Annotated in this window: 20 protein-coding genes; 16 read left to right on the forward strand and 4 right to left on the reverse strand. The window is 67.0% G+C overall.

What is annotated here, in order from left to right:
- The first annotated feature begins 42 nt into the window (after positions 1 to 42).
- The 8 genes from ACZ5PO_RS33585 (at position 43) to ACZ5PO_RS33620 (ending at position 9218) form a co-directional block, all read left to right on the forward strand.
- Positions 43 to 852 carry an ABC transporter ATP-binding protein gene (locus ACZ5PO_RS33585; protein WP_464187033.1) on the forward strand — a complete coding sequence of 270 codons (810 nt, stop codon included), beginning with the start codon at positions 43 to 45 and terminating at the stop codon, positions 850 to 852.
- Complete coding sequence (locus ACZ5PO_RS33590; protein ID WP_464187034.1) at positions 849 to 1574, forward strand: ABC transporter ATP-binding protein; 726 nt, start codon at positions 849 to 851, stop codon at positions 1572 to 1574. The genes ACZ5PO_RS33585 and ACZ5PO_RS33590 overlap by 4 nt, the downstream gene beginning before the upstream one ends.
- Before the next feature lie 6 nt (positions 1575 to 1580).
- The gene (locus tag ACZ5PO_RS33595; RefSeq protein WP_464187035.1) at positions 1581 to 2468 is read left to right on the forward strand and encodes a branched-chain amino acid ABC transporter permease; all 888 of its coding nucleotides are present in this window, start codon (positions 1581 to 1583) and stop codon (positions 2466 to 2468) included.
- 8 nt (positions 2469 to 2476) lie between these two features.
- Positions 2477 to 3544 (forward strand): branched-chain amino acid ABC transporter permease, encoded by a 1068-nt coding sequence (locus tag ACZ5PO_RS33600; RefSeq protein WP_464187036.1) that lies wholly within the window; start codon positions 2477 to 2479, stop codon positions 3542 to 3544.
- Positions 3545 to 3552: 8 nt separating this feature from the next.
- Positions 3553 to 5136, forward strand: a complete 1584-nt coding sequence (locus ACZ5PO_RS33605; RefSeq protein WP_464187038.1) for a GMC family oxidoreductase — start codon at positions 3553 to 3555, stop codon at positions 5134 to 5136.
- Between the two features lie 12 nt (positions 5137 to 5148).
- A complete protein-coding gene (locus ACZ5PO_RS33610) occupies positions 5149 to 6654 on the forward strand; it encodes an aldehyde dehydrogenase (protein WP_464187039.1) in 1506 nt (501 codons plus the stop codon).
- Positions 6655 to 6679: 25 nt separating this feature from the next.
- Positions 6680 to 7780 (forward strand): class II histone deacetylase, encoded by a 1101-nt coding sequence (locus tag ACZ5PO_RS33615; protein ID WP_464187040.1) that lies wholly within the window; start codon positions 6680 to 6682, stop codon positions 7778 to 7780.
- Positions 7781 to 8312: 532 nt separating this feature from the next.
- On the forward strand, positions 8313 to 9218 hold the full coding sequence (locus ACZ5PO_RS33620; RefSeq protein ID WP_464187041.1) for a Hint domain-containing protein: 906 nt from the start codon (positions 8313 to 8315) through the stop codon (positions 9216 to 9218).
- A 302-nt stretch (positions 9219 to 9520) separates the two neighbouring features.
- On the opposite strand, the gene ACZ5PO_RS33625 is transcribed toward ACZ5PO_RS33620, so the two are convergent.
- Entirely contained in the window at positions 9521 to 10504 is a 984-nt protein-coding gene (locus ACZ5PO_RS33625; protein WP_464187042.1) for an AraC family transcriptional regulator, read from the reverse strand.
- Positions 10505 to 10826: 322 nt separating this feature from the next.
- Between ACZ5PO_RS33625 and ACZ5PO_RS33630 the strand changes: the two genes are divergently transcribed.
- From ACZ5PO_RS33630 to ACZ5PO_RS33650, 5 genes are all read left to right on the forward strand, one after another.
- Positions 10827 to 11270 carry a YidH family protein gene (locus ACZ5PO_RS33630; protein WP_464187044.1) on the forward strand — a complete coding sequence of 148 codons (444 nt, stop codon included), beginning with the start codon at positions 10827 to 10829 and terminating at the stop codon, positions 11268 to 11270.
- Between the two features lie 54 nt (positions 11271 to 11324).
- Positions 11325 to 12884 carry an arylsulfatase gene (locus tag ACZ5PO_RS33635; RefSeq protein ID WP_464187045.1) on the forward strand — a complete coding sequence of 520 codons (1560 nt, stop codon included), beginning with the start codon at positions 11325 to 11327 and terminating at the stop codon, positions 12882 to 12884.
- Between the two features lie 493 nt (positions 12885 to 13377).
- Positions 13378 to 14052, forward strand: coding sequence for a Na+-dependent transporter (locus ACZ5PO_RS33640; RefSeq protein ID WP_464187046.1), 675 nt, complete (start codon positions 13378 to 13380; stop codon positions 14050 to 14052).
- 58 nt (positions 14053 to 14110) lie between these two features.
- The gene (locus ACZ5PO_RS33645; RefSeq protein WP_464197140.1) at positions 14111 to 15037 is read left to right on the forward strand and encodes a formylglycine-generating enzyme family protein; all 927 of its coding nucleotides are present in this window, start codon (positions 14111 to 14113) and stop codon (positions 15035 to 15037) included.
- Complete coding sequence (locus tag ACZ5PO_RS33650; RefSeq protein WP_464187047.1) at positions 15037 to 15390, forward strand: DUF1622 domain-containing protein; 354 nt, start codon at positions 15037 to 15039, stop codon at positions 15388 to 15390. Before ACZ5PO_RS33645 ends, ACZ5PO_RS33650 begins: the two co-directional genes overlap by 1 nt.
- A 30-nt stretch (positions 15391 to 15420) precedes the next feature.
- On the opposite strand, the gene ACZ5PO_RS33655 is transcribed toward ACZ5PO_RS33650, so the two are convergent.
- On the reverse strand, positions 15421 to 15861 hold the full coding sequence (locus tag ACZ5PO_RS33655; RefSeq protein WP_464187048.1) for a VOC family protein: 441 nt from the start codon (positions 15859 to 15861) through the stop codon (positions 15421 to 15423).
- 66 nt (positions 15862 to 15927) lie between these two features.
- Here ACZ5PO_RS33655 and ACZ5PO_RS33660 point away from each other — a divergent pair, with 66 nt between their 5' ends.
- The 3 genes from ACZ5PO_RS33660 (at position 15928) to darG (ending at position 18435) form a co-directional block, all read left to right on the forward strand.
- Positions 15928 to 16518 carry a TetR/AcrR family transcriptional regulator gene (locus tag ACZ5PO_RS33660; protein WP_464187049.1) on the forward strand — a complete coding sequence of 197 codons (591 nt, stop codon included), beginning with the start codon at positions 15928 to 15930 and terminating at the stop codon, positions 16516 to 16518.
- A gap of 227 nt (positions 16519 to 16745) precedes the next feature.
- Positions 16746 to 17387, forward strand: coding sequence for a type II toxin-antitoxin system toxin DNA ADP-ribosyl transferase DarT (gene darT, locus ACZ5PO_RS33665; protein ID WP_464187050.1), 642 nt, complete (start codon positions 16746 to 16748; stop codon positions 17385 to 17387).
- A 7-nt stretch (positions 17388 to 17394) separates the two neighbouring features.
- Complete coding sequence (darG, locus tag ACZ5PO_RS33670) at positions 17395 to 18435, forward strand: type II toxin-antitoxin system antitoxin DNA ADP-ribosyl glycohydrolase DarG (RefSeq protein ID WP_464187051.1); 1041 nt, start codon at positions 17395 to 17397, stop codon at positions 18433 to 18435.
- Between the two features lie 13 nt (positions 18436 to 18448).
- Here darG and ACZ5PO_RS33675 read toward each other — a convergent pair whose 3' ends face one another.
- Positions 18449 to 19855 (reverse strand): amidase family protein, encoded by a 1407-nt coding sequence (locus ACZ5PO_RS33675; RefSeq protein ID WP_464187052.1) that lies wholly within the window; start codon positions 19853 to 19855, stop codon positions 18449 to 18451.
- Between the two features lie 67 nt (positions 19856 to 19922).
- On the reverse strand, positions 19923 to 20624 hold the full coding sequence (locus ACZ5PO_RS33680; RefSeq protein ID WP_464187053.1) for a cyclase family protein: 702 nt from the start codon (positions 20622 to 20624) through the stop codon (positions 19923 to 19925).
- Positions 20625 to 20870 lie beyond the last annotated feature (246 nt).

Consider the following 20870-nt stretch of genomic DNA (forward strand, 5'->3'; position numbering starts at 1 on the left):
GCCGCAGCCTCCACCGGCGCCGTGGCAACAGGGAGCGGGATCATGATGGACGCGGGCCCCTTGCTCGATTGCGAGAACGTGGTGAAGCGGTTCGGCTCGCTCGCCGCCGTGGACGGCATGTCGCTGACGGTCAGGCCGGGCGAGATCGTCGGCATCGGCGGTCCCAACGGCGCCGGCAAGACCACCTTCTTCGATGTCGTGACCGGCATCACGCCGACGACCGAGGGGCGCATGCGCTTCGACGGCCAGGACATCACCGGGCTCGGCGCCGACCGCATCTGCCAGCTCGGCATGGCGCGCACCTTCCAGCTCAACGCCGCCTTCGAGAGCCTGACGGTTCGCGAGAACATCGACATCGCCGCCTACTTCGGACGGCAGCGGCGCCCGCTGCCCGGCTTCCGCCTCGGCAAGGCCGTCCGCGAGCATACCGAGGAGGCGCTGGCCTTCGTCGGCCTGGCCGACAAGGCGGATGAGACCGTCGCCCAGCTTCCGGTGCTCGATCGAAAACTCTTGATGATCGCCGGCGCCATCGCCACCAAGCCCAGGATCCTGTTCCTCGACGAGCCCGTCGGCGGCCTCAACACCACCGAGATCGGCCAGGTGATGGATCTGGTCTCGCGGCTCAAGGACGACGGGCTCACCGTCGTACTCATCGAGCACGTCATGCGCTTCCTGCTGGCGCTGTCGAGCCGCGTGCTGATCATGCACCACGGCAAGAAGATTTTCGAAGGGCTGCCGAGCAAGGTCGCGGAAGATCCGATCGTGGTCGAGACGTATCTCGGCGAAGGCACGCAGAAGCGGCTCAAGACCTTCTTCGCGGAAGGTGCCGTCAAAGACGAGGTCCACGCGTGACCGGTTCCGCGCCCCCACCCGTCCTGAGCCTGTCCCACGTCGTCTCCGGCTACAAGGAGCTGGATGTCCTCAAGGGCGTCTCCTTCGACGTAGCCGCCGGCGAGTGCGTCACCGTGGTCGGCCCCAACGGCCATGGCAAGTCGACGCTGCTGAAGACGATCTCCGGCCTCGTGCCGCTCAAGCAGGGCTCGATCGCCATCGACGGCCAGACGCTCCCGGCCAAGCCGCACGCGGTGGCTGCCCTTGGCGTCGCGCACGTGCCGCAGGGCGACCTGTTGTTTCCCGAGATGAGCGTGCTCGATAACCTGCTGATGGGGGCCTATCTGGTGCCCAACAAGGCCGAGGTCGGGCGCCGCCTCGAGGAAGTCTACTGGCTGCTGCCCAAATTGTCGGAGCGCCGCCATCAGATCGCCTCCTCCCTCTCGGGCGGCGAGCGGCGCATGGCCGGCATCGGTCGCGGGCTGATGATGGGCGGCCGCATCCTGCTCATCGACGAGCCATCTCTCGGCCTCGCCCCGCTCATCATCGAGCAGATCTACGGCGTCATCGCCGAGCTCTCCAAGAGCGGGCGCACGATCCTGCTGGTGGAGGAGAACCCCGCCCGCGTCGCCGATCTGGCGGACCGCATCCACCTGCTCGACGACGGCGAGATCTTCTGGTCCGGCCCGGCGGCCGAGCTGCTGGCCCGCGACGAGCTTCTCGCCACCTATCTCGGAGGCTGACGGACCTTGCTTGACATCCTGACATCGATCGTCGTCGCCGGCCTCACCACGGGCGCGCTCTATGCGCTGGCGACCGTCGGCCTCTCCCTGGTCTGGGGCTCCATGGGGATGCTCAACATGGCGCACGCCGCCATGCTGACCTTGGGCGGCTATGCGGCCTTCACCGCCACGACCGCGCTCGGCCTGCCGCCCGCCATCGGCTTCCTGGCCGCGATCCTCGCCGGCGCCGTCGCCGGCGGCCTCCTCTATGTCCTCATCGTCCGCAACCTGCTCAAGAGCGACAAGACGGTCTTCGAGTACAACGTGATGATCGCGACCGTCGGCATCGGCATCGCGCTTGAGAACGCCATCCTGCTGACCTATGGCGGCCAGCCCCTGAAGCAGCCCATCTCCGCCACGGGGTCGCTCGATCTCGGCTGGCTGACCCTGCCCTATCAGAACCTGCTCATCATCGCCGTGGTCATCGCGGTCATGGCGCTCGTCGCCCTGCTGCTCGGCCGCACCCGCATGGGCCGGGCCATCCGGGCGACGGCGCAGAACCGCGACGCGGCCCAGCTGTTGGGGGTGCCCGTCAACCGCGTCTACTTCCAGGTCCTCGTGCTCTCCGGCGGCCTGGCCGGCGCCTGCGGCGTCATGGTGAGCTCCATGACGCAGCTGTCGCCGCCGCTCGGCAACGACCCGATGCTGAAGGCCTTCATCATGTGCGTGGTGGCAGGCCTCGGCAATCTGCCCGGCGCCGTTGCCGCCGCCTTCGGCCTCGCCCTGTTCGAGGCCTTCGTCCAATACGCCGCCGGCGCCCGCTGGGGCTTTCCCGCGCTGCTCTTCGTCGTCGTGGCCGTGCTGATCTGGCGCCCGTCGGGCCTCTTCGGGCGCGCCCTGATCCGCCGCATGTGAGGATGGCCATGACCACCCGCTCCTCCTCCGCCGGCATCTCCCGCGCCGCCAAAGGCGATCTGGCCATCAGCCTGCTCCTGGTGGCGGCGGCCGTCGCGCTGCCGTTCATCGTCGACAGCCGCTACATCATGGGCCAGGTGGTGCTGGCGCTGTTCTACGCGACGATCGCCTCGCAGTGGAACCTGCTGTTCGGCTTCGCCGGGATCTTCTCGCTGGCGCAAATGGCGATCTTCGCCTTCGGCGGCTACGCCACGGCGATGATCTGCTTCTACTTCGGCTGGAACATCTGGGCCGCGCTGCTGCCCGGCGCGCTGGCCGCCGTCGGCTTCTCGCTGATCGTCGGGCTCGCCTGCCTGCGCCTGTCCGGCGTCTATGTGGCGCTGCTGACGCTGGCCATCGCGCAGACCATGTATCTGCTGATCGTCACCGACACCGAATGCTTCAAGATGGTGGGGTCGATCTGCCGCCAGTTCACCGGCGGCGCCGTCGGCTTCGCCCGCTTCGGCGACTTCGGCACGCGGGCGCTGTTCAAGGGCCAGTGGCTGGTCGCCAACTACGCCATCGCGGCGGTGCTGTTCGCCGTCACCATGATCTTCACCTACGCGGTCATCAAGAGCCCCATCGGGCTCGCCTTCCGCGGGCTGCGCGACAATCCCGGCTACGCCGTCGCCCGCGGCGTCAACCGCTTCCAGGCGCAGTTGCTGGTGTTCGGCATATCGGCGTTCTTCACCGGTCTCGCCGGCGGCCTCTATGCCGGGCACTTCCAGGCCATCGGCCCCGGCATCCTGTCCATGTCCCAGCTGATGTTCATCATTGCCATCACCGTCGTCGGCGGGGTCGGCACCTTTTGGGGCCCGCTGCTGGGAACCGTCGTGCTGGTCGCGGCCGACGAGCTGATGCGCGAGGCGGGCGAGTTCCGGACGCTGGGTCTCGGCCTGATCATCGCCTTCGCCATCGTGCTGATGCCGCGCGGCCTCGTCGGGCGCCTGGGCGACCTCGTGCGGTGGCTGGGCCGCCGCAGCGCCGCGCCGCGCGGCGCCAAGCTTCTGGAGAGCCCGGCCGAAGCCGGGGAATAGGGGAACCCATGTTCGACACCATCATCATCGGCGCCGGCTCCGCGGGTTGTGTGCTCGCCAACCGGCTGAGCGCCGACCCGGGCCGCAAGGTCCTGGTGCTGGAGGCCGGTCGCGCCGCCCCCTTGGCGTCCGATATCCCGTCCGACTGGGTGACGATGTTCAACACCGGCGCCGATTGGGGCTACTACACCGAGCCGCAGGCGGGTTGCCGCGGCCGCCGCATCTTCTGGCCGCGCGGCAAGATGATCGGCGGCTCCGGCGCCCTCAACGCCATGATCTACATCCGCGGCCTGCCGTCCGACTACGAGGCGTGGGAGGCGATGGGCTGTCCGGGCTGGGGCTGGAACGACGTGTTTCCCGTCTTTCTCGCGTCCGAGGGCAACGCGGACATCAAGGACAGCTTCTACCACGGCAATGACGGGCCGCTGCACATCGGCAACGTGCCCTATGTCGACCACTACGAGAAGCTGTGGGTCGAGGCCGCCCAGGCCGCCGGCTACGCCTACAACCCCGACTACAACGGCGAGACGCAGGAAGGTGTCGGCTTCTTCCAGTTCACGATCAGGAACGGCGAGCGCTGGGGCACCGGCAAGGCCTACCTCCGGCCGGCGCTCGAACGGCCGAACCTGACGCTCAAGGCGGGCGTGCTGGTCACCGGCCTGATCATCGAAGGGGGCCGCGTCAAAGGCGTCAAATACCTCGTCGACGGAGTGCCGGAGACGGCGTACGCGGCGAGCGAGGTGGTGCTGTCGTCAGGCGCCGTCGGCTCCTGCCAGCTCCTGATGCTCTCCGGCGTCGGGCCCGCAGCGGAGCTCGAAGCGGCGGGCGTCGCGCCGGTGCACGATCTGCCGGGCGTCGGCAAGGATCTGCAGGACCACCTCAACATTCCGATCACCTTCTACACCAAGGAGCCGATGGGTATCGGAGCCTGGACCGACGAGATCCTGGCGGCGAGCTTCGACGAGTGGCGGGACCAGCGGACGGGCATCCGCACCTCGCCGTGGGTCGCCTCGGGCGGGCATGTGTGCAGCCGGCCCGGCGTCGAGCCGGACATCCAGCTCTACGGTGCCATCAGCCCCCACCGCGACTACGCCCGCTTCCTCGGCGGCCAGTCGGGCATTACGGCGCACGCGACGCTGCAACGGCCGAACAGCCGCGGCGAGATCAAGCTGCGCTCCGCCAATCCGGTCGAATACCCGTCCATCGATCCGAAATACTTCGTCAGCGACCCCGACGGCCTCGATCTCGCCACCATGGTCGAGGGCATCAAGATCAACCGGCGGATCATGCAGCAGTCGCCCGTCAGGGAGCTCGTCGACTACGAGGTGAGCCCCAGCGCCGAGTGCAAGACCGACGCCGAGATCGCCGACTACGTGCGCGGCCACATGACGACGCTCTATCATCCGTCCAGCACCTGCCGGATGGGGACCGACGCCATGGCGGTGACCGACCCGGCGACGCTCAAGGTGCGTGGGCTCGAGGGCATCCGTGTCGCCGACGCGTCCGTTATCCCCAAGATGGTCTCCGGCAACCTGAACGCGCCGACGATCATGGTCGCCGAGCGCGCCGCCAAGATGATCCTCGCCAGCTAAGGTCATATCGAGATGAACGTCACCCCCGCCGCGGGCCAATGGCGCGACAAGGCCACCAGGCTCGCGTTCGAAGGCCGCCTCTTCATCGACGGCGAGTTCCGCGAAGCCCTCTCCGGCGCCAAGTTCGAGAGCATCAACCCGGCCGATGACAGCGTCATCGCCGCGGTCTCGCGCGGCGATGCGGCCGACATCGACCGCGCCGTGGCCGCCGCCCGCAAGTCCTTCAAGTCGGGCGCCTGGTCCCGGCTCGCGCCACGGGCGCGCATGGAGGTGCTGCTGCGGTTTGCCGGGCTCATCGAGGCGCACGCCCACGAGTTCGCGCTGCTCGACACCATCGACATGGGCAAGCCGATCCAGGAGATGCTGACGGTCGACATCCCGCTGGCGCTCACCTGCCTGCGCTTCACCGCCGAATGCATCGACAAGATCGAGGGCACCGTCGGATCGACGACGGGCGACGTGCTGAGCTACGTGCTGCGCCAGCCGCTCGGCGTCGTCGGCTGCATCGTGCCGTGGAACTATCCGCTGCTGATGACCGCCTGGAAGATCGCCCCGGCGCTGGCCGCCGGCAATTCCGTGGTGCTGAAGCCCGCCGAGCAGTCGCCGCTGAGCGCCCTGCTGCTCGCCCGCCTGTTCGCCGAGGCCGGCGGGCCGCCCGGCGTGCTGAACGTCGTCAACGGCTTCGGGCCGGAGGCCGGCAAGGCCCTCGCCCTGCACGACGACGTCGACAAGATCGCCTTCACCGGCTCCGCCGAGGTCGGCAAGCTGATGCTGATCTATGCAGGCCAGTCGAACATGAAGAAGGTCGCCACCGAATGTGGCGGCAAGTCGCCCCATGTGGTGATGGCCGACGTGGAGAACCTGGAGACCGCGGCCTGGTGGGCGGCCATGGGCATCTTCGGCAACCAGGGCGAGGTGTGCTGCGCCGGCTCCCGCATCATCGTCGAGCAGTCGATCGTGCCCGATTTCCTCGACGCCTTCAGCGCCCAGGCCAGAACCGGCTATGTCCCCGGCGATCCGCTCGACGAGAGGACGACGATGGGCCCGCTCGTCACCCGCGAGCAGCAGAAGCGGGTGCTGAACTACATCGACATCGGCAAGCAGGCAGGAGCCGAATGTGTGCTCGGCGGCGGCATCCCAGCCGGGCTGGAGCACGGAGCGTATGTGGCGCCCACCATCTTCACCGGTGTCGACAATGCGATGACCATCGCCCGCGAGGAGATCTTCGGCCCGGTGGCCAGCGTCATCCCGGTGTCGGGCTATGACGAGGCGGTGGCGGTCGCCAACGACACCAGGTTCGGCCTCGCCGCCGGCATCTGGACCAGCGACCTGGGCAAGGCCCACCGCTTCGCCCGCGATGTCGAGGCCGGCATGGTCTACGTCAACAGCTACATGAACGGCGACATGCAGCTGCCCTTCGGCGGCTGGAAGGAATCCGGCAACGGCCGCGACAAGTGCATGGATGCCCTGCTCGCCTACACGCAGAGCAAGGGCGTGTGGATGACCATCGGCAATTGAACGGGCGAACAGGGAGCTTGGCGCGGTGAGAACAGGCTGGAACTTCCATGAGCTCTACCTTTGGCACGACACGGGGGCATCCGCGCTGTTCTTCCCCGCGGGGCTGACCATCGAGCCCGGCGAGCATGCAGAGAACGCCGCCACCAAGCGGCGCTTCCGGAATCTCATGGAGGTCTCCGGCCTGACCGACAAGCTCGTCAAGGTCGACGCCGTGCCGGTCGACGAGGACGACCTGGCGCTGTTCCACACGCGCGACTACATCCGGCGCATCAAGGCCGACAGTGATGCGCGCGGCGGCGACGCGAGCTACCTCACGCCCTTCGGGCGCGGCAGCTACGAGATCGCCTGCCTGGCCGCCGGCGGCACTGCCACTCTGATGGACAAGGTGCTCGCCGGCGAGATCGACAACGGCTACGCGCTGGTGCGCCCGCCCGGGCACCACGCCGAAAGCGACAAGGGCCTGGGCTTCTGCCTGTTCGGCAACGTCCCCGTCGCCATCCTCAAGAACCGCAAGACGCATCAGGTCGGACGCATCGCCACGGTCGACTGGGACGTCCACCACGGCAACGGTACCCAGGCGGCTTTCTGGAGCGATCCGGGCGTGCTCACGATCTCGCTGCATCAGGAGTGGCTCTATCCACCCGACAGCGGCGACCGTGGCGAGCGCGGCGCTGGCGCTGGCGAGGGCTACAACATCAATATCCCGCTCCCCGCGGGCAGCGGGCACTGCGCCTATATCGGCGCCTTCGAGCAGGTGGTGCTGCCGGCGCTTGCCCGCTACAAGCCCGACCTCATCGTCGTGCCGTCCGGCTTCGACGGGTCCGTGGCGGACCCGCTGGGCCGCATGATGCTGCACAGCGGCACCTATCGCGAGATGACCCGGCTGCTGATGGAGGCCGCGACGGCACTCTGCGGCGGCCGGCTGATGATGTCGCACGAGGGCGGCTATTCCGCCTCCTACGTCCCCTATTGCGGCCTTGCGGTGATGGAGCAGCTGTCGGGCATCAAGAGCCCCATCGACGACCCGTTCCTGCCGATCTTCCAGGATTACTACGGGCAGTTGCTGCAGCCGCATCAGCAGGCCTCGATCGCGGCGGCCGCGGAGTTGCTGGCCGGCATCGGATAGAGCGCTGCGCGATCGGGTGGACTCACCCAATCGCAAGAGAAGCGCTCCAGATTCAAAAGGTTATGAGCATGTCCCGATCAGATGGACTCATCTGATCGCGTACACGTGCTCCAAAGTCTTCGAATCCAGGCCGCTTGGACGCCAGCAGATGGAAGGCTTGGCTGCCGGTTCAAGGCAATGACGGCCGCGTGGGCGGCCCGGTCGAGAGCCTGCAATCCCAGGCGGTCGATCTCGCCGGCAATCTGACGACCATTCGGCGTGTGACGGAGCCACCACCAGGGAACGCTTTTTGGCAGGGCCACGGGCAGCCGCCCTGCCAGCACATTTCCAACACCAACACAAGGATCGATATACCAAAAAATAGGTACTAATTAGCAGAATCAAGCCAAATCCTGCGCTATTCGGATAGTTCCGTTCGTTGCGCCGCGGTAACGCTCGCACTAGGGGCTTGGCGACGGCGTTGTGGGGGATGCTCGACGTCGCTCTAGGCTTCTCTGGCACAGAAGACAGTCTAGATCGCAGGAGAGCAGGAATGGCAACTTTCGTCTCCAACTACCAGGTGCAATGCACGCCTAACGGTGACGGCACATTTACTCCAGGTTTCTTCCCATCAACCTCGCCGGTCAGCTACTCCGACGGGACGTCTGACGATTCTTTCTCGCTCGGCGAAACGATTACGGGAACCGCCGGCCCGGCGACCATCTCCTCCATCTTCGTCGGCACCTCGGGAGCAGGCTTCGTCATCCAGATCCAGGGTGGCGCCCAGGACGGCCAATACTACTACGTCTCCTTCGACGACGCGCCGACGGACCCCGTGGTGGTCGATCCGGGCGGATCGTTCGCCGTCTGCTTCCTCGCCGGCACGCTGATCGCCACGCCGATGGGCGACCGCCGGGTCGAAGACCTCGTCCCCGGCGACGAGGTGCTGACCGCCGCCGGCGAAGCCCGTCCGGTGCTGTGGATCGGCCGCCAGACGATGGCCGCCATCTTCGCCGAGCCGCTGCGCAGCTACCCCATTCGCATCAGCGCAGGCGCCCTCGGCGAGGCCACGCCGGCCCGCGACCTCTACGTTTCGCCGGACCACGCCATGGTCGTCGACGGCCTGCTGATCCAGGCCAGCGCGCTGGTCAACGGCACCAGCATCACGCGGGTAGCGAAGCCCGAGGCAGCCTTCACCTATTACCACATCGAGCTCGAAGACCACGCGCTGGTGCTGGCCGAAGGTGCCGCGGCGGAAACGTTCGTCGACAACGTCACGCGGCGGCGGTTCGACAACTACGCCGAATACGAGGCCCTGTTCGGCGACCGCGAGGCGCATATCGCGGAGCTGGAGGTGCCGCGGATCAAGTCCGCGCGTCAGCTACCGCAGACGCTCCGGGCGCGTCTGGCCGCGCGGGCGGTGGCGCTCGGTTTCGTTGACGAACAGGCAGCCGCCTGAGCCCAGCGCTGATTGCGCCGATAGGTCGGCCCCGACGGCTTCGCGCCGTCGGGGCTCTCGACGTTCTAGGAGCGAATTTCGAATACCCAAGCCACACCAGCAACTCTATGCTTCGAGTGTGGTTCGATCGATCTGAAGATCCTGAACATCGATGTCATGGGCGGGCAGGAACTTCGGACCCACCACTCTAAAGTCTTCCGCAATTGGATGAGCATCCTCCGATGGCGGAGAAATGCTCCATCCCTTTGGATCTGGAGCGCTGCTCTTGCGATTGGGTAGTGTCCACCCGATGGCGAAATGCTCTAGCGATGGCTCTTGAGGGTTTCGGACGGGCGCTCTCCGAACGCGTCATAATATATCTTGGCAAAGTTGCCCATGTTGCTGAAGCCGCATAGGAAGCCGACCGTCGTCACGCTCGTTTCCGACGTCGGGTTGCTCAACATCAGCCTCGCCCGTCGCAGACGGATCCGTCGCACGAACACCATCGGCGAGACGCTGTAGGTCCGCCTGAACAGGTGAAACAAGCTCCTGGCGCTCGTCGCTGTCACGCGGGTGAGATCCTCGATCGTGATCGGCTGATCCCAATGCTGCTCGATGTAGTCGGCGGCGAGGCGTATCTGCCAAGGCGCCGCAGCGCGCGGGGTTCCCGACAGCCAGTGACTGTAGTTGTGCCCGTTCGCCATCAGGTAGGCGACGATGACGCTCTGCTCGATCTCGGCGAGCGCGATCGGCGGCAGCGGGCCATCGCTCTGATCGAGCTCCTCGGTCAGAAATCTGATCAAGCGGAATTGGCCGGCGAGATAGGTGGGGTCGCTGGCCGGGCCGCCGGTGAACCGCAGCGGCGGATCGATGGGCTGGCCGATGAGGGCCGACAGCTTCCGCGTGAGCGCCGCAGGCGAGAACTTGACCATCAGATGCGAAAAGCTCTCGTCATAGGAGAGCTTCGCCTCTGCACCGGGCCCCCCCACGACGCCGCCCACCGCCCGGTCGACGACGGCGGCGCGTCCGTTCCATCGGATTTCGCCCGAGCCCGACAACGGAAAGCCGTGAACAAAGTAGTCGTTCTGCGACAGGCGGGCCGTGAACGGAGCGCCGTAGCGAGCATAGGTCAGGCCGAAGGACGGCAGCTCGCAGTGGTTCAGCACGCTGTCGAACGCCCTTCCGCCATCCGGCATATCGAGGCCCCGCACAGAGAAAACGGGCGCCAGCCACTGCCCGAGCTCTTCCGGGCTGCGCGTGCGGATGGCCGGAAAGCGGCGAAGCAGCGCGGTCGCGGTCGTTGTCAATGCGCTCCTCCAAGTTGGCCGCCGCTTCTCTTCGCCAGCACCTTGGGAGCGGTACCAAGCGCCCAGGCTTCAGAGTCCGAGTCGGTCCCTTCCTTACAGTCACGTTCGCAAGCCCGCCACATTTTAGCAGAATCCGGCCAACGCCTTCCTGCCCTCGGGCGGCGGCCATCTGCCGTGTCGATATGCTGGCGCCGCCACCTGAACGTACAGCTCGTGCGACCGGTCGGCTGCGTCCGCCACGTGCCACCGCTGAGAGGCCCGAGGATCCGCCGGGAGTTCGTTCCCGACAATATTGGCCAGATGCTCAATGACGGGTGCGCCGATGGCAATGGAACAGATCGACGGCGTCGACAGCAGATTCGCGGTCAAAGCTACCGCAGACAGCCATTTCTCGTGGCTGCGCACGCGCCTCAGTCTCGAGCGGACGCTGATGTCGTGGGTGCGCACCTCCGTGTCGCTGATCGGCTTCGGCTTCACCATCGTGCAGTTTTTCGAGCGGCTCGGCGGCATGGCAGGCGTCGCTCCGGCGCTCGGACCGCAGGCTCCCCGCTATCTGGGGCTCGCGCTGATTGCGGCGGGCGTTGCGGCGCTGCTGATCTCGGTCTGGCAGTACCGTCAGGTGATCAACTACCTCCGGGGCGGCAGCTTCACGACGCTCGCCGGCATGGACGACGCGCCCATGCAGACGCCGCTCTACGCCGTGTCGATCGCGCTGATCTTCATCGGCCTGTTCGCGTTCTTCGCGGTGCTCACGCGCTCGCTCTGAGCCGCGCCGCCCAACAGCAACATCCAGCGATCCCACAACGTCAAGGAGGGGAAGATGGCGAAGACGGACAAGCCGAATATCCTGGTGATCTTCGGCGACGACATCGGCATGTGGAATCTCGGTGTCTACACCCATGGCATGATGGGCAGGACGCCCAACATCGACCGCATCGGCCAGGAGGGCATTCTCTTCACCGACCACTATGGCCAGGCCAGCTGCACGGCGGGCCGTGCGGCGTTCATCACCGGCCAGATCCCGCTGCGCACCGGCATGACCACCATCGGCATTCCCGGCTCGAAGCGCGGCATTCAGAAGGAGGATCCGACGCTTGCCGAGGTGCTGAAGTCGCAGGGCTACACGACCGGGCAGTTCGGCAAGAACCACCTCGGAGACCGCAACGAATTCCTGCCCACCGTCCACGGCTTCGACGAGTGGTTCGGCAACCTCTACCATCTGAATGCGGAAGAGGAGCCCGAGCAGCTCGACTATCCCGGACAGAAGAACCCGGAATACCTGAAAAAGTACGGCCCGCGCGGCGTGCTGCATGCCTGGGCGACGGACGTCGACGATCAGACAGAGGATCCCACCTTCGGCCGCGTCGGCAAGCAGAAGATCGAGAATACGGGCAAGCTGACCCGCAAGCGCATGGAGACCTTCGACGGCGAGGTGCTGGAGAAGACGCTCGACTTCCTCGACCGCGCCGGCACGACCGATAAGCCGTTCTTCTGCTGGTTCAACAGCACGGCCATTCACATCTGGTCCCATGCGCCGCAGAAGTACATCCAGATGGCGGTCGACGAAGGGCGCGCCGAGGAGGACGTGGCGCGCGCCAAGATGCTGGAGCACGACGAGCACGTCGGCGCCCTGCTCGACAAGCTCAAGCAGCTTGGCGTCGATGACAACACCATCGTCGTCTACACCACGGACAACGGCAACGAGCTGATGTTCTGGCCCGACGGCGGCTACGCCCCGTTCCGCGGCGAGAAGGGCACGAGCTGGGAGGGCGGCCTGCGCGTTCCCTGCCTGGTGCGGTGGCCGGCGCGGATCCCCGCCCACTCGACGTCGAACGGCATCCAGTCCCACGAGGACCTGTTCGTCACGCTCGCGGCCGCAGCCGGCCTGCCGAGCCTGAAGGCCGATCTCCTCAAGGGCCACGAAATGAACGGCACGACCTATAGGGTCCATCTCGACGGTTACGACAATCTGGCCCACTGGACCGGGCAATCGGCGAAGTCGGCGCGCCGGTCGTTCTTCTACTACGATGAAACCGATCTGATGGCCGTCCGCGTCGACGGCTGGAAGATGCATATCGGCATCAAGAAGGAAGGCAGCTGGGTCAACGAAAAATATTATCCCAGCATACCCGTTCTCTTTAATCTGCTGATGGATCCACTGGAGAAGATGGATATCGAGTCGCACGAGTGGGGCTATATCGGCCGCAAGTTCTTCGCCAAGAAGATGTGGGCGCCCACCGCGGCAACGCCGTTCGTCGCGGAGCACTTGCAGAGCCTGCAGGCCTATCCGCCGCGCCAGGGCGCCGACACGCTCAGCCTCCACAAGGCGCTGGAGGCGGCCATGGATCGGCTCGAGACCAGCCGGACCTCCAACAACTAGCAGCACTACACAGGGACCTCGATCGGTCGGCATCGACGTTGCCGCGGCGCGCTCTCACCCCGCTCGCGAGGAGGGCGGGGTGAGGGAACGGCCGCGGGGACGGGCCTCGTGCACCTCCCCGAGCGCCCGCCCTCACCCGCCTGGCGCGGCGCTTCAGTTCGCGCCAGGCGGGGCGAGGTTTGCAGCGACGCCGCTCGCGGCCACAATCGATCCATCCAGGCCGGCGTGGGCCTCCTCGAAGCGGGAACCGCCCACGTCGGCCCATGCCGATCTACCCGATCGACGGGAGAGTCATGACGCTCGCGCAGCTGATCCCGCTGACGATCAACGTCAGCGTCATCCTTCTCGTCTTCGCGCTCGGTCTCGATGCCGAACGGCAGGACGCGCTCTCTCTCTTCCGCCGCCCTGCGGTCCTGCTGCGCTCGATCCTCGCCATGAACGTGATCATGGTCGCGGTCGCCGCAGCGATCGCCGGGCTCTTCGATCTGCCCCCGTGGTCAAGATCGCGCTGCTGGCGCTCGCCATTTCGCCGGTGCCGCCCATCCTGCCCACCAAGCAGCAGAAGGCGGGCGGCTCGGCGTCCTATGCCATCGGCCTGCTCGTGGCCGCCTCCGTCATCGCGATCGTTCTGGCGCCGCTCGCCGTCGGTGTCGTCGGCAGAGCCTTCGGTCTCCAGGCGAGCATCCCGCCCGGCAAGGTCGCCTCGATCGTGCTGTTGTCGATCATTGCGCCGCTCACGCTCGGCATCGCGGTCCGCCGCTTCGCGCCCGGCACGGCGATGCGGATCGCCCGCCCCGTATCCGCCGTCGCGACGGGACTGCTCGTTGCCGGTTGCCTACCGGCGCTCGTCACGGCCTGGCCGGCCGTGTGGGCGCTGGTGGGCAACGGCGTGGCGATCGTGCTGGTCGCCTTCACCCTGATCGGCCTCCTTGTCGGCCACCTGCTCGGCGGCCCCGATGCGCGCGATCGCGCCGTGCTGGCGCTCGCAACCGGCACGCGTCATCCAGGCATCGCCATCGCGATCGCCAGCATCAACTTCCCCGGTGAGAGGGCGGCGACGGCCGTCGTGCTGTACCATCTTGTCGTCGGCACGCTCGTGGCCATTCCCTATGTACGTTGGCGGCGCGAGCGCGCCGCATTTGCCCCGGCTGAGAACGATGTCCGCTGACGACAGCACCGCTCTTGCCCGCGCCGAACGGCAGCGCGGCGCCGCGACCCCGCTCAGGATGGTCTGGATCGACGGTGGGACGTTCCTGATGGGGTCGGACCATCACTATCCCGAGGAGGCGCCCGCCCATCGCGTGCGCGTCGACGGCTTCTGGATCGACAGCTTCGTCGTCACCAACCGGGACTTCGCGCGCTTCGTGGACGAAACCGGCTATCTCACGCTGGCGGAGCGGCCCGCCGATCCCGAGCACTATCCCGGCGCCCGGCCGGAGATGCTGGCGCCCTCCTCAGTCATGTTCAGGAAGCCATCGGCGCCGGTCGACATGCGCAACCACTACAATTGGTGGGTTTATGTGCGCGGCGCCAATTGGCGCCATCCGCGCGGGCCGGCCAGCTCGATCCGCAAGCTGATGGACCATCCGGTCGTGCATGTGGCGTACGAGGATGTCGAGGCCTACGCGACATGGGCCGGCAAGGAGCTGCCGACCGAGGCCGAATGGGAGTTCGCCGCCCGCGGCGGCCTGGACGGCGCCGAATACGTCTGGGGCGATGAGCTCACGCCGGGCGGCCGCCATATGGCCAACACCTGGCAAGGGGAGTTCCCGCTCAGGAACACCATGGACGACGGCTACGAATACACCGCACCCGTCGGGTCCTTTCCGCCCAACGGCTATGGCCTCTACGACATGGCCGGCAACGTCTGGCAGTGGACGGCCGACTGGTATCAACAGCACGGCAAGATCGACAGCCCGTGCTGCACGGCGGCCAATCCGCGCGGAGCGGCGCGCGAGGCCAGCGCCGATCCGGAGCGGCCCGAGCTGGCGATCCCGCGCAAGGTGACGAAGGGCGGCTCGCACCTGTGTGCGCCGAACTACTGCCGGCGCTACCGGCCCGCGGCGCGCATGGCGCAGCCCGTCGATACCTCCATCTCCCACCTCGGCTTCCGCTGCATCCGGCGGCCGGCCGATGCACTCGGACGCCCGTGATGCTGCATGAATGGCCGACAGTCCTCGCCGGGCTGGTCGTGCCGGTGATCGAGCTCATGGCTCTGGTCGTGATCGCCGGCGGAACGATCGAGGCCTTCGCCAGCGGCCTTCGCGTCATGCTCACCCGGCCCGAGCGGCCGGACGCGGCGCGTGCGGTGTGGCTGCGCTATTCCCGCTGGCTGGTCGCCGGCCTCACCTTCCAGCTCGCAGCCGATATCATCGCCACGTCCACAGCGCCGGATTGGGACGACATCGGACAGCTCGCCGCGATCGCCGTCATCCGCACGTTCCTGAGCTTCTTCCTCGAGCGCGACCAGCGCGAAAGGCAGGACGTGCAACGGGATGCAGCGTGAGGTGCTTCGGCCGGGCGATCGGCAGCGGCATCACCCGGCCACCACGTCCGCCTGCAGGGCGGACGCCTCGTACTGCGCCGCGAACTCCGCACTGGGCGGAATCGGCTTGATCACGTCGATGAGGACGCCGTTCGGATCCGCCGTGATGAAGTGGCGCTGGCCGAACGGCTCGTCGCGCAGGGGGACGAGAATGGGAAGCCCCGCCGCCCGCAGCTCGTGGTAGACGGCGTCCGGATCCTCGACCTCGAAGTTGAGGATGAGCCCTGTCACCCGGCCGCGGGCCTGTTCCGGAACGGTCTCGTGAGCGCCGTCGAGGATGGCAAGATTGACGCTGGCGTCGTCCCGCGCCTGGAGATGGACGTACCAGTCGCTGGTGAACAGGGGCACGAAGCCGAAATGCGCCCCGTAGAAGCCGGCCGTGCCGGCCACATCGCTCGTCATGACGACGGGGTAGTAGCTGGTGATTTTCATGGCGCTCCTCCTCGATTCAGCATACAGGCTGCATGTATGAATCAATCAAACATACAGGCTGAATGTATGCAAGAAGCCCGACGACCGCGGCCCAACCGTGAGCGCAGCGACGCCACGCGCGCGGCGCTCACCACGGCGGCTCGCTCGCTCTTCGTCGAGAAGGGCTATGCCGAGACGTCGACGCCGGAGATCGCCGCCGCCGCCAGCGTCACGCGCGGCGCGCTCTACCATCACTTCCAGGACAAGCGGGATCTGTTCCGCGCCGTGGTCGACCACGAGGCCCAGGCCGTCGCCGACGCCATCGAGGCCGCCGCGGCCGCCTCGTCGGCGGGCGCCGCCATGCTGGCCGGCAGCGAGGCCTACCTCGACGCCATGACCGTGCCCGGCCGGACGCGCCTGCTGCTCATCGACGGCCCGGCGGTGCTCGGCGCCGCCGAGATCGACGATCTGGACAGCGCCAACGCCGCGCGGACCCTGCGCGAGGGTCTGGCGGCTGCCGCGGCCGAGTCGGGCGCCACCGCCTTGCCGCTCCAGGCCCTGGCCGTGCTGCTGTCGGCGGCGTTCGATCGCGCCGCCATGGCCATCGAGGCGGGAGGCGATCCGGTAGCGTTCAGATCGGCCATGCTCCAGCTGATCCGAGGGGCGACGACGGCTTAGGCGATAGGGCGTCCTGGTCCTGCACCCAACGACTGCTTCTGCGCGGAGTGCTGCTCGCCGCCGTGCGGGTCCGGCGCCAATGCTCGCAGTCCGCCCCTTTCCAGCGTTGTTGAAAGCCGACCTTTTTGACTTAATGGCACGGTCGAACGCCACGCGATTCGGGCTCGCGACTGCAAAACGCCAGCGCACCTGTCGCGGCAGCAGGATGGGCATGAGAAAGTCGCTGTATGACCGTGCCCGCCGCGCCGAAGATCTACCATATCGTCCACGTCGACAACCTTGCCTCGATTATTGCGGCGGGTTGCCTATGGTCCGATGCGGCGATGGTTCAACGCCAGGGTGGCATCGTCATCGGCATGACGAAGATCAAGCAGCGGCGGCTTCGCCTGCCCGTCTCCTGCCACGACGGCCTGATGGTGGGCGACTGCGTTCCGTTCTATTTTTGTTCTCGATCAATCATGCTGTATGTTATCCATTGTGCGGACCACGCCGAACTGGCCTATCGGGGCGGTCAGCAACCGATTGTGCATCTGGCGGCCGACCTGCATCAGGTTGTCCGATGGGCAGAGGTCAACGAGCGGCGCTGGGCATTCTCGCTGTCGAATGCGGGAGCTGCCTATGCCCAGTTCCGGGCTCGGTTGGATCAACTGGGCGATATCGACTGGAATGCCGTGGCAGCAACCGATTTCCGTCCAGCGGATGTGAAGGAGGCTAAGCAGGCGGAGTTTCTCGTCCAGCGGTCGTTGCCTTGGAGCTTGATCGAGGGCGTCGGCGTGTATTCCCGAGGCACGGCGGCGAAGGTGGCAGACGCCATGCGGGGCGCTGCATACCGGCCGAAGGTCGAGATCAAACGCGAGTGGTATTACTGAAGGGGAAATGGCGGTGATCGAATTCGCGACCGGAGACATCCTGAAGGCGGACGCGGAAGCGCTGGTCAACACGGTGAATTGCGTCGGCATCATGGGCCGGGGCATCGCCCTTCAGTTCAAGAACGAGTTCCCCGGAAACTTCAAGGCGTACGAGGCGGCTTGCAAGCGTGACGAGGTACGTCCGGGCCAGATGTTCGTGTTCGAGACGCACACGCTCATCAACCCCAAGTTCGTCATCAACTTCCCGACCAAACGCCACTGGAAGGGGAAGAGCCGGATGGAGGATATCGAATCCGGCCTGAGGGCGCTGGTGGCGGAAATCCGCACCCGTGGCATCCGCTCCATCGCCATCCCTCCGCTCGGCAGCGGCTTGGGCGGCCTGAACTGGGCCGACGTGCGCCCCCGCATCGAGGCGGCCCTAAGCGGGATCGACGACCTCCACGTCGTCGTCTACGAGCCCGTTGGCGCTCCGATGGCGACGAAGTCGCGTGACGTGCCGCGGATGACAGCGGGCCGCGCTGCGGTGGTCGTACTGATGAACCGCTATCTCGGCGGGCTGATGGATCCGTTCGTGACCCTGATCGAGCTTCAAAAGCTCATGTACTTCATGCAGGAGGCGGGCGAGCCGCTCAGCTTGAACTACGTCAGGCATCACTACGGCCCCTATGCGGATAACTTGCGCCACGTCCTGACGAAGATCGAGGGGCATCTCGTGTCGGGATATCATGACGGCGGTGACGCCCCCGACAAGCGGCTCGAGCTGGTGCCTGGCGCCGTCAAGGATGCCGAAACCTTCCTGGCCGAGGATGTGGCCGCGAGAGACCGCTTCGATCGCGTCGGCAAGCTGGTAGAGGGGTTCGAGACGCCGTTTGGACTCGAGCTGCTCGCGACCGTCCATTGGGTCGCCACACGCGAGCATGCGGCCGATGCCGAGGCCGCGACCGCTAAAGTCTATGCCTGGAACGATCGCAAGAAGCGCTTCTCGCCCGGCCAGATCGGCATCGCCTACGAGACGCTGCGCAAAAACGGCTGGCTCGCGGCGGCATGATGCTCGACGCCTCCTACACTGCAAACACCCGCACGTTGTAGCCCGGCGGCTGGGTGCGCTCGAAGGCGGCGGCGGCGCGCACGACGTCGTCCTCGCGGTGGCTGCGACCCACGATCTGCAAGCCGACCGGCATGCCGTCGGCGGCGACCCCGGCGCACACGGAAGCGGCCGGCTGGCCGGTGAGGTTGAACGGATAGGTGTAGAACACCCAGGACACCAGATTGCGGTCGGCGAGCTGCGGCGGGATGTTCACGCCCACATCGAGCGACGTCACCGGCAGCACCGGCGCAAGCAGGATGTCGTAGCGCGCGAAGAAGGCCCTCACCTTGTCGCGCAGGGCGTAGCGGGCGAAGACGCTGGCGTAGTAGCCCTTCATCTCCTGCGACAGCGCGGGCTCGAGCACGTCGGCCACGGCCGGATCGAGCAGATGCCGCTCGTGCTCCAGTACGCCGCGCAGGCGGGTGCCGACGCCGGCATAGAACTCCGCCGTCCACAGGTCGGCCGGATCGGCGTCGAACACCGCCTCGACCTCCTCGACCGCACAGCCGAGCTCCTCGAAGCGGCGCGCCGCGGCGCGGGTGATGGCCACCACCTCGGGATCAGGGCGGGCATAGCCGAGCGTCGCGCTGTAGGCGACGCGCAGGCCGACGGCCGAGGCCTGCGCCGCGCCGAGCACGTCCGGCACGGGCCCGGCGACGCCGGCCGGGTCACGCGGATCGTGGCCGGCAATAGCCGCAAACAGGAGAGCCGCGTCGGCGACGGAACGGGCGATGGGGCCCACATGGGCGAGCGTCGGAGTTGCCGACGTAGGCCACACCGGCACGCGGCCGAACTGGCCCTTGAGGCCCGCCAGGCCGGTGAACGACGCAGGGATGCGGATCGAGCCGCCACCGTCGGTGCCGAGCGCGAAGGGCGTGATGCCGGCCGCGACCGACGCGGCAGCGCCGGCGCTGGAGCCGCCCGGCGTCTTGGCGAGGTTCCAGGGGTGGCGGGTGATGCCGGTGAGCGGGCTGTCGCCGACCGGCTTGCAGCCGAACTCGCTGGTGGTGGTCTTGCCGATGAGGATGGCGCCGGCGGCCTTGGCGCGCTCCACCGCGGGCGCATCGACGGCCGCCACGTTGTCAGCCATGGCGCGCGAACCCGAGGCGTAGCGCACGCCCTTCACCGCCATCAGGTCCTTGGCGGAAAACGGCAGGCCGTGCAGCAGGCCGAGCGGCGCGTCCCGCATCACCGCCTCTTCGGCGACGCGGGCGGCGGCCATGGCCTCGTCCGGCAGCAGCACGAAGAAGGCGTTGAGGCTCGCCTGCGTCGCCTCGGCCTTGTCGAGCGCCCGCCGCGTGAGCTCGACCGGCGAGACCGCTCTGGTGGCAACCAGCCGGCGCAGCTCGTGCGCGCTCATGGTATCGAAGTCGGCGGACATGGCAGCTTCTCTTCGGGCGATGGATGGTGGAGTCAAGCCCGGCCATCCATCCGCAGAGCGAACCCCTTCACGCGTCGAGGATGGCGAAGGCGCGCACCGGCGAGCCCGAGCCGCCCTTGAACTTGAGCGGCACGCCGAAGAACTCGAACTCGCCCTTGCCGACGAGCTGCTCCAGGTTCACCAGCCATTCCCAATGGCTCATCTTGAGCTCGCGGCAGAGGCGGTGCTGGGCAAAGATGTTGTCGGTCGGCTTGTCGGTGGAGGGACCTTCGACACCGTGCATCCGGGAGCCGCGATCGTGGAGCCAGCGGGTGGCCTCCACGGTGAGCAGCGGGTTCTTCCAGACGCTGTCGAGACTCGGATAGTTGCGCTCATGGAAGCCCGTGCACAGCAGCACGATGTGGCCGTCGACCTTGACCCCGGCCTTGTCCTCCGCCGCCTCCATGTCGGCGACGCCGATGTCGCCGAGATCGGGGATGTGGCGCAGGTCGAAGCACACGGCCTTGCCCATGAACAGCTCGAGCGGCATCTCGTCCACGGGCGCGCCCGCCGGATTGACGTGGCGGTAGGCGTCCACGTGGGTGCCGACGTGGTCGAGCATGGCGATGAAGTTGGTCTGGAAGGTCATGGCATCGCCGGGCACGCCGAGCCCGAGCGATTGGGTGCTCTGGTGGCTCATGTGCGTGGTGATCACCGGCCGCTGAAACAGCTTGTGGGCCGGCATGTTGTCCTCGATAAGCAGGCTGAGGTCGATCACTTGGCGCGCCATGGCAGCTCCTTCCGGTGGTCAGGCCAAACGCTCCGGCGCCTCGACGTCGTCTCGCGGATACTTGCCCGACGCAGGCCTGTTCTGGCGTCGAACGACGTCACGCTCGGCCGGATCGCCGCGGCTGGCAAAGAGGGATTTCCAATGGCACCATAGGGGAATCCTATGCCAATCTGCACGGCAACAGGTGGCCCGCCTCTGCTGCGGCCTCATCAGTTGTCTTTCAAAGGATTTTCAAGGTTTGTCTGG

The sequence above is a fragment of the Chelatococcus sp. KU-N122 genome, assembly GCF_055391085.1.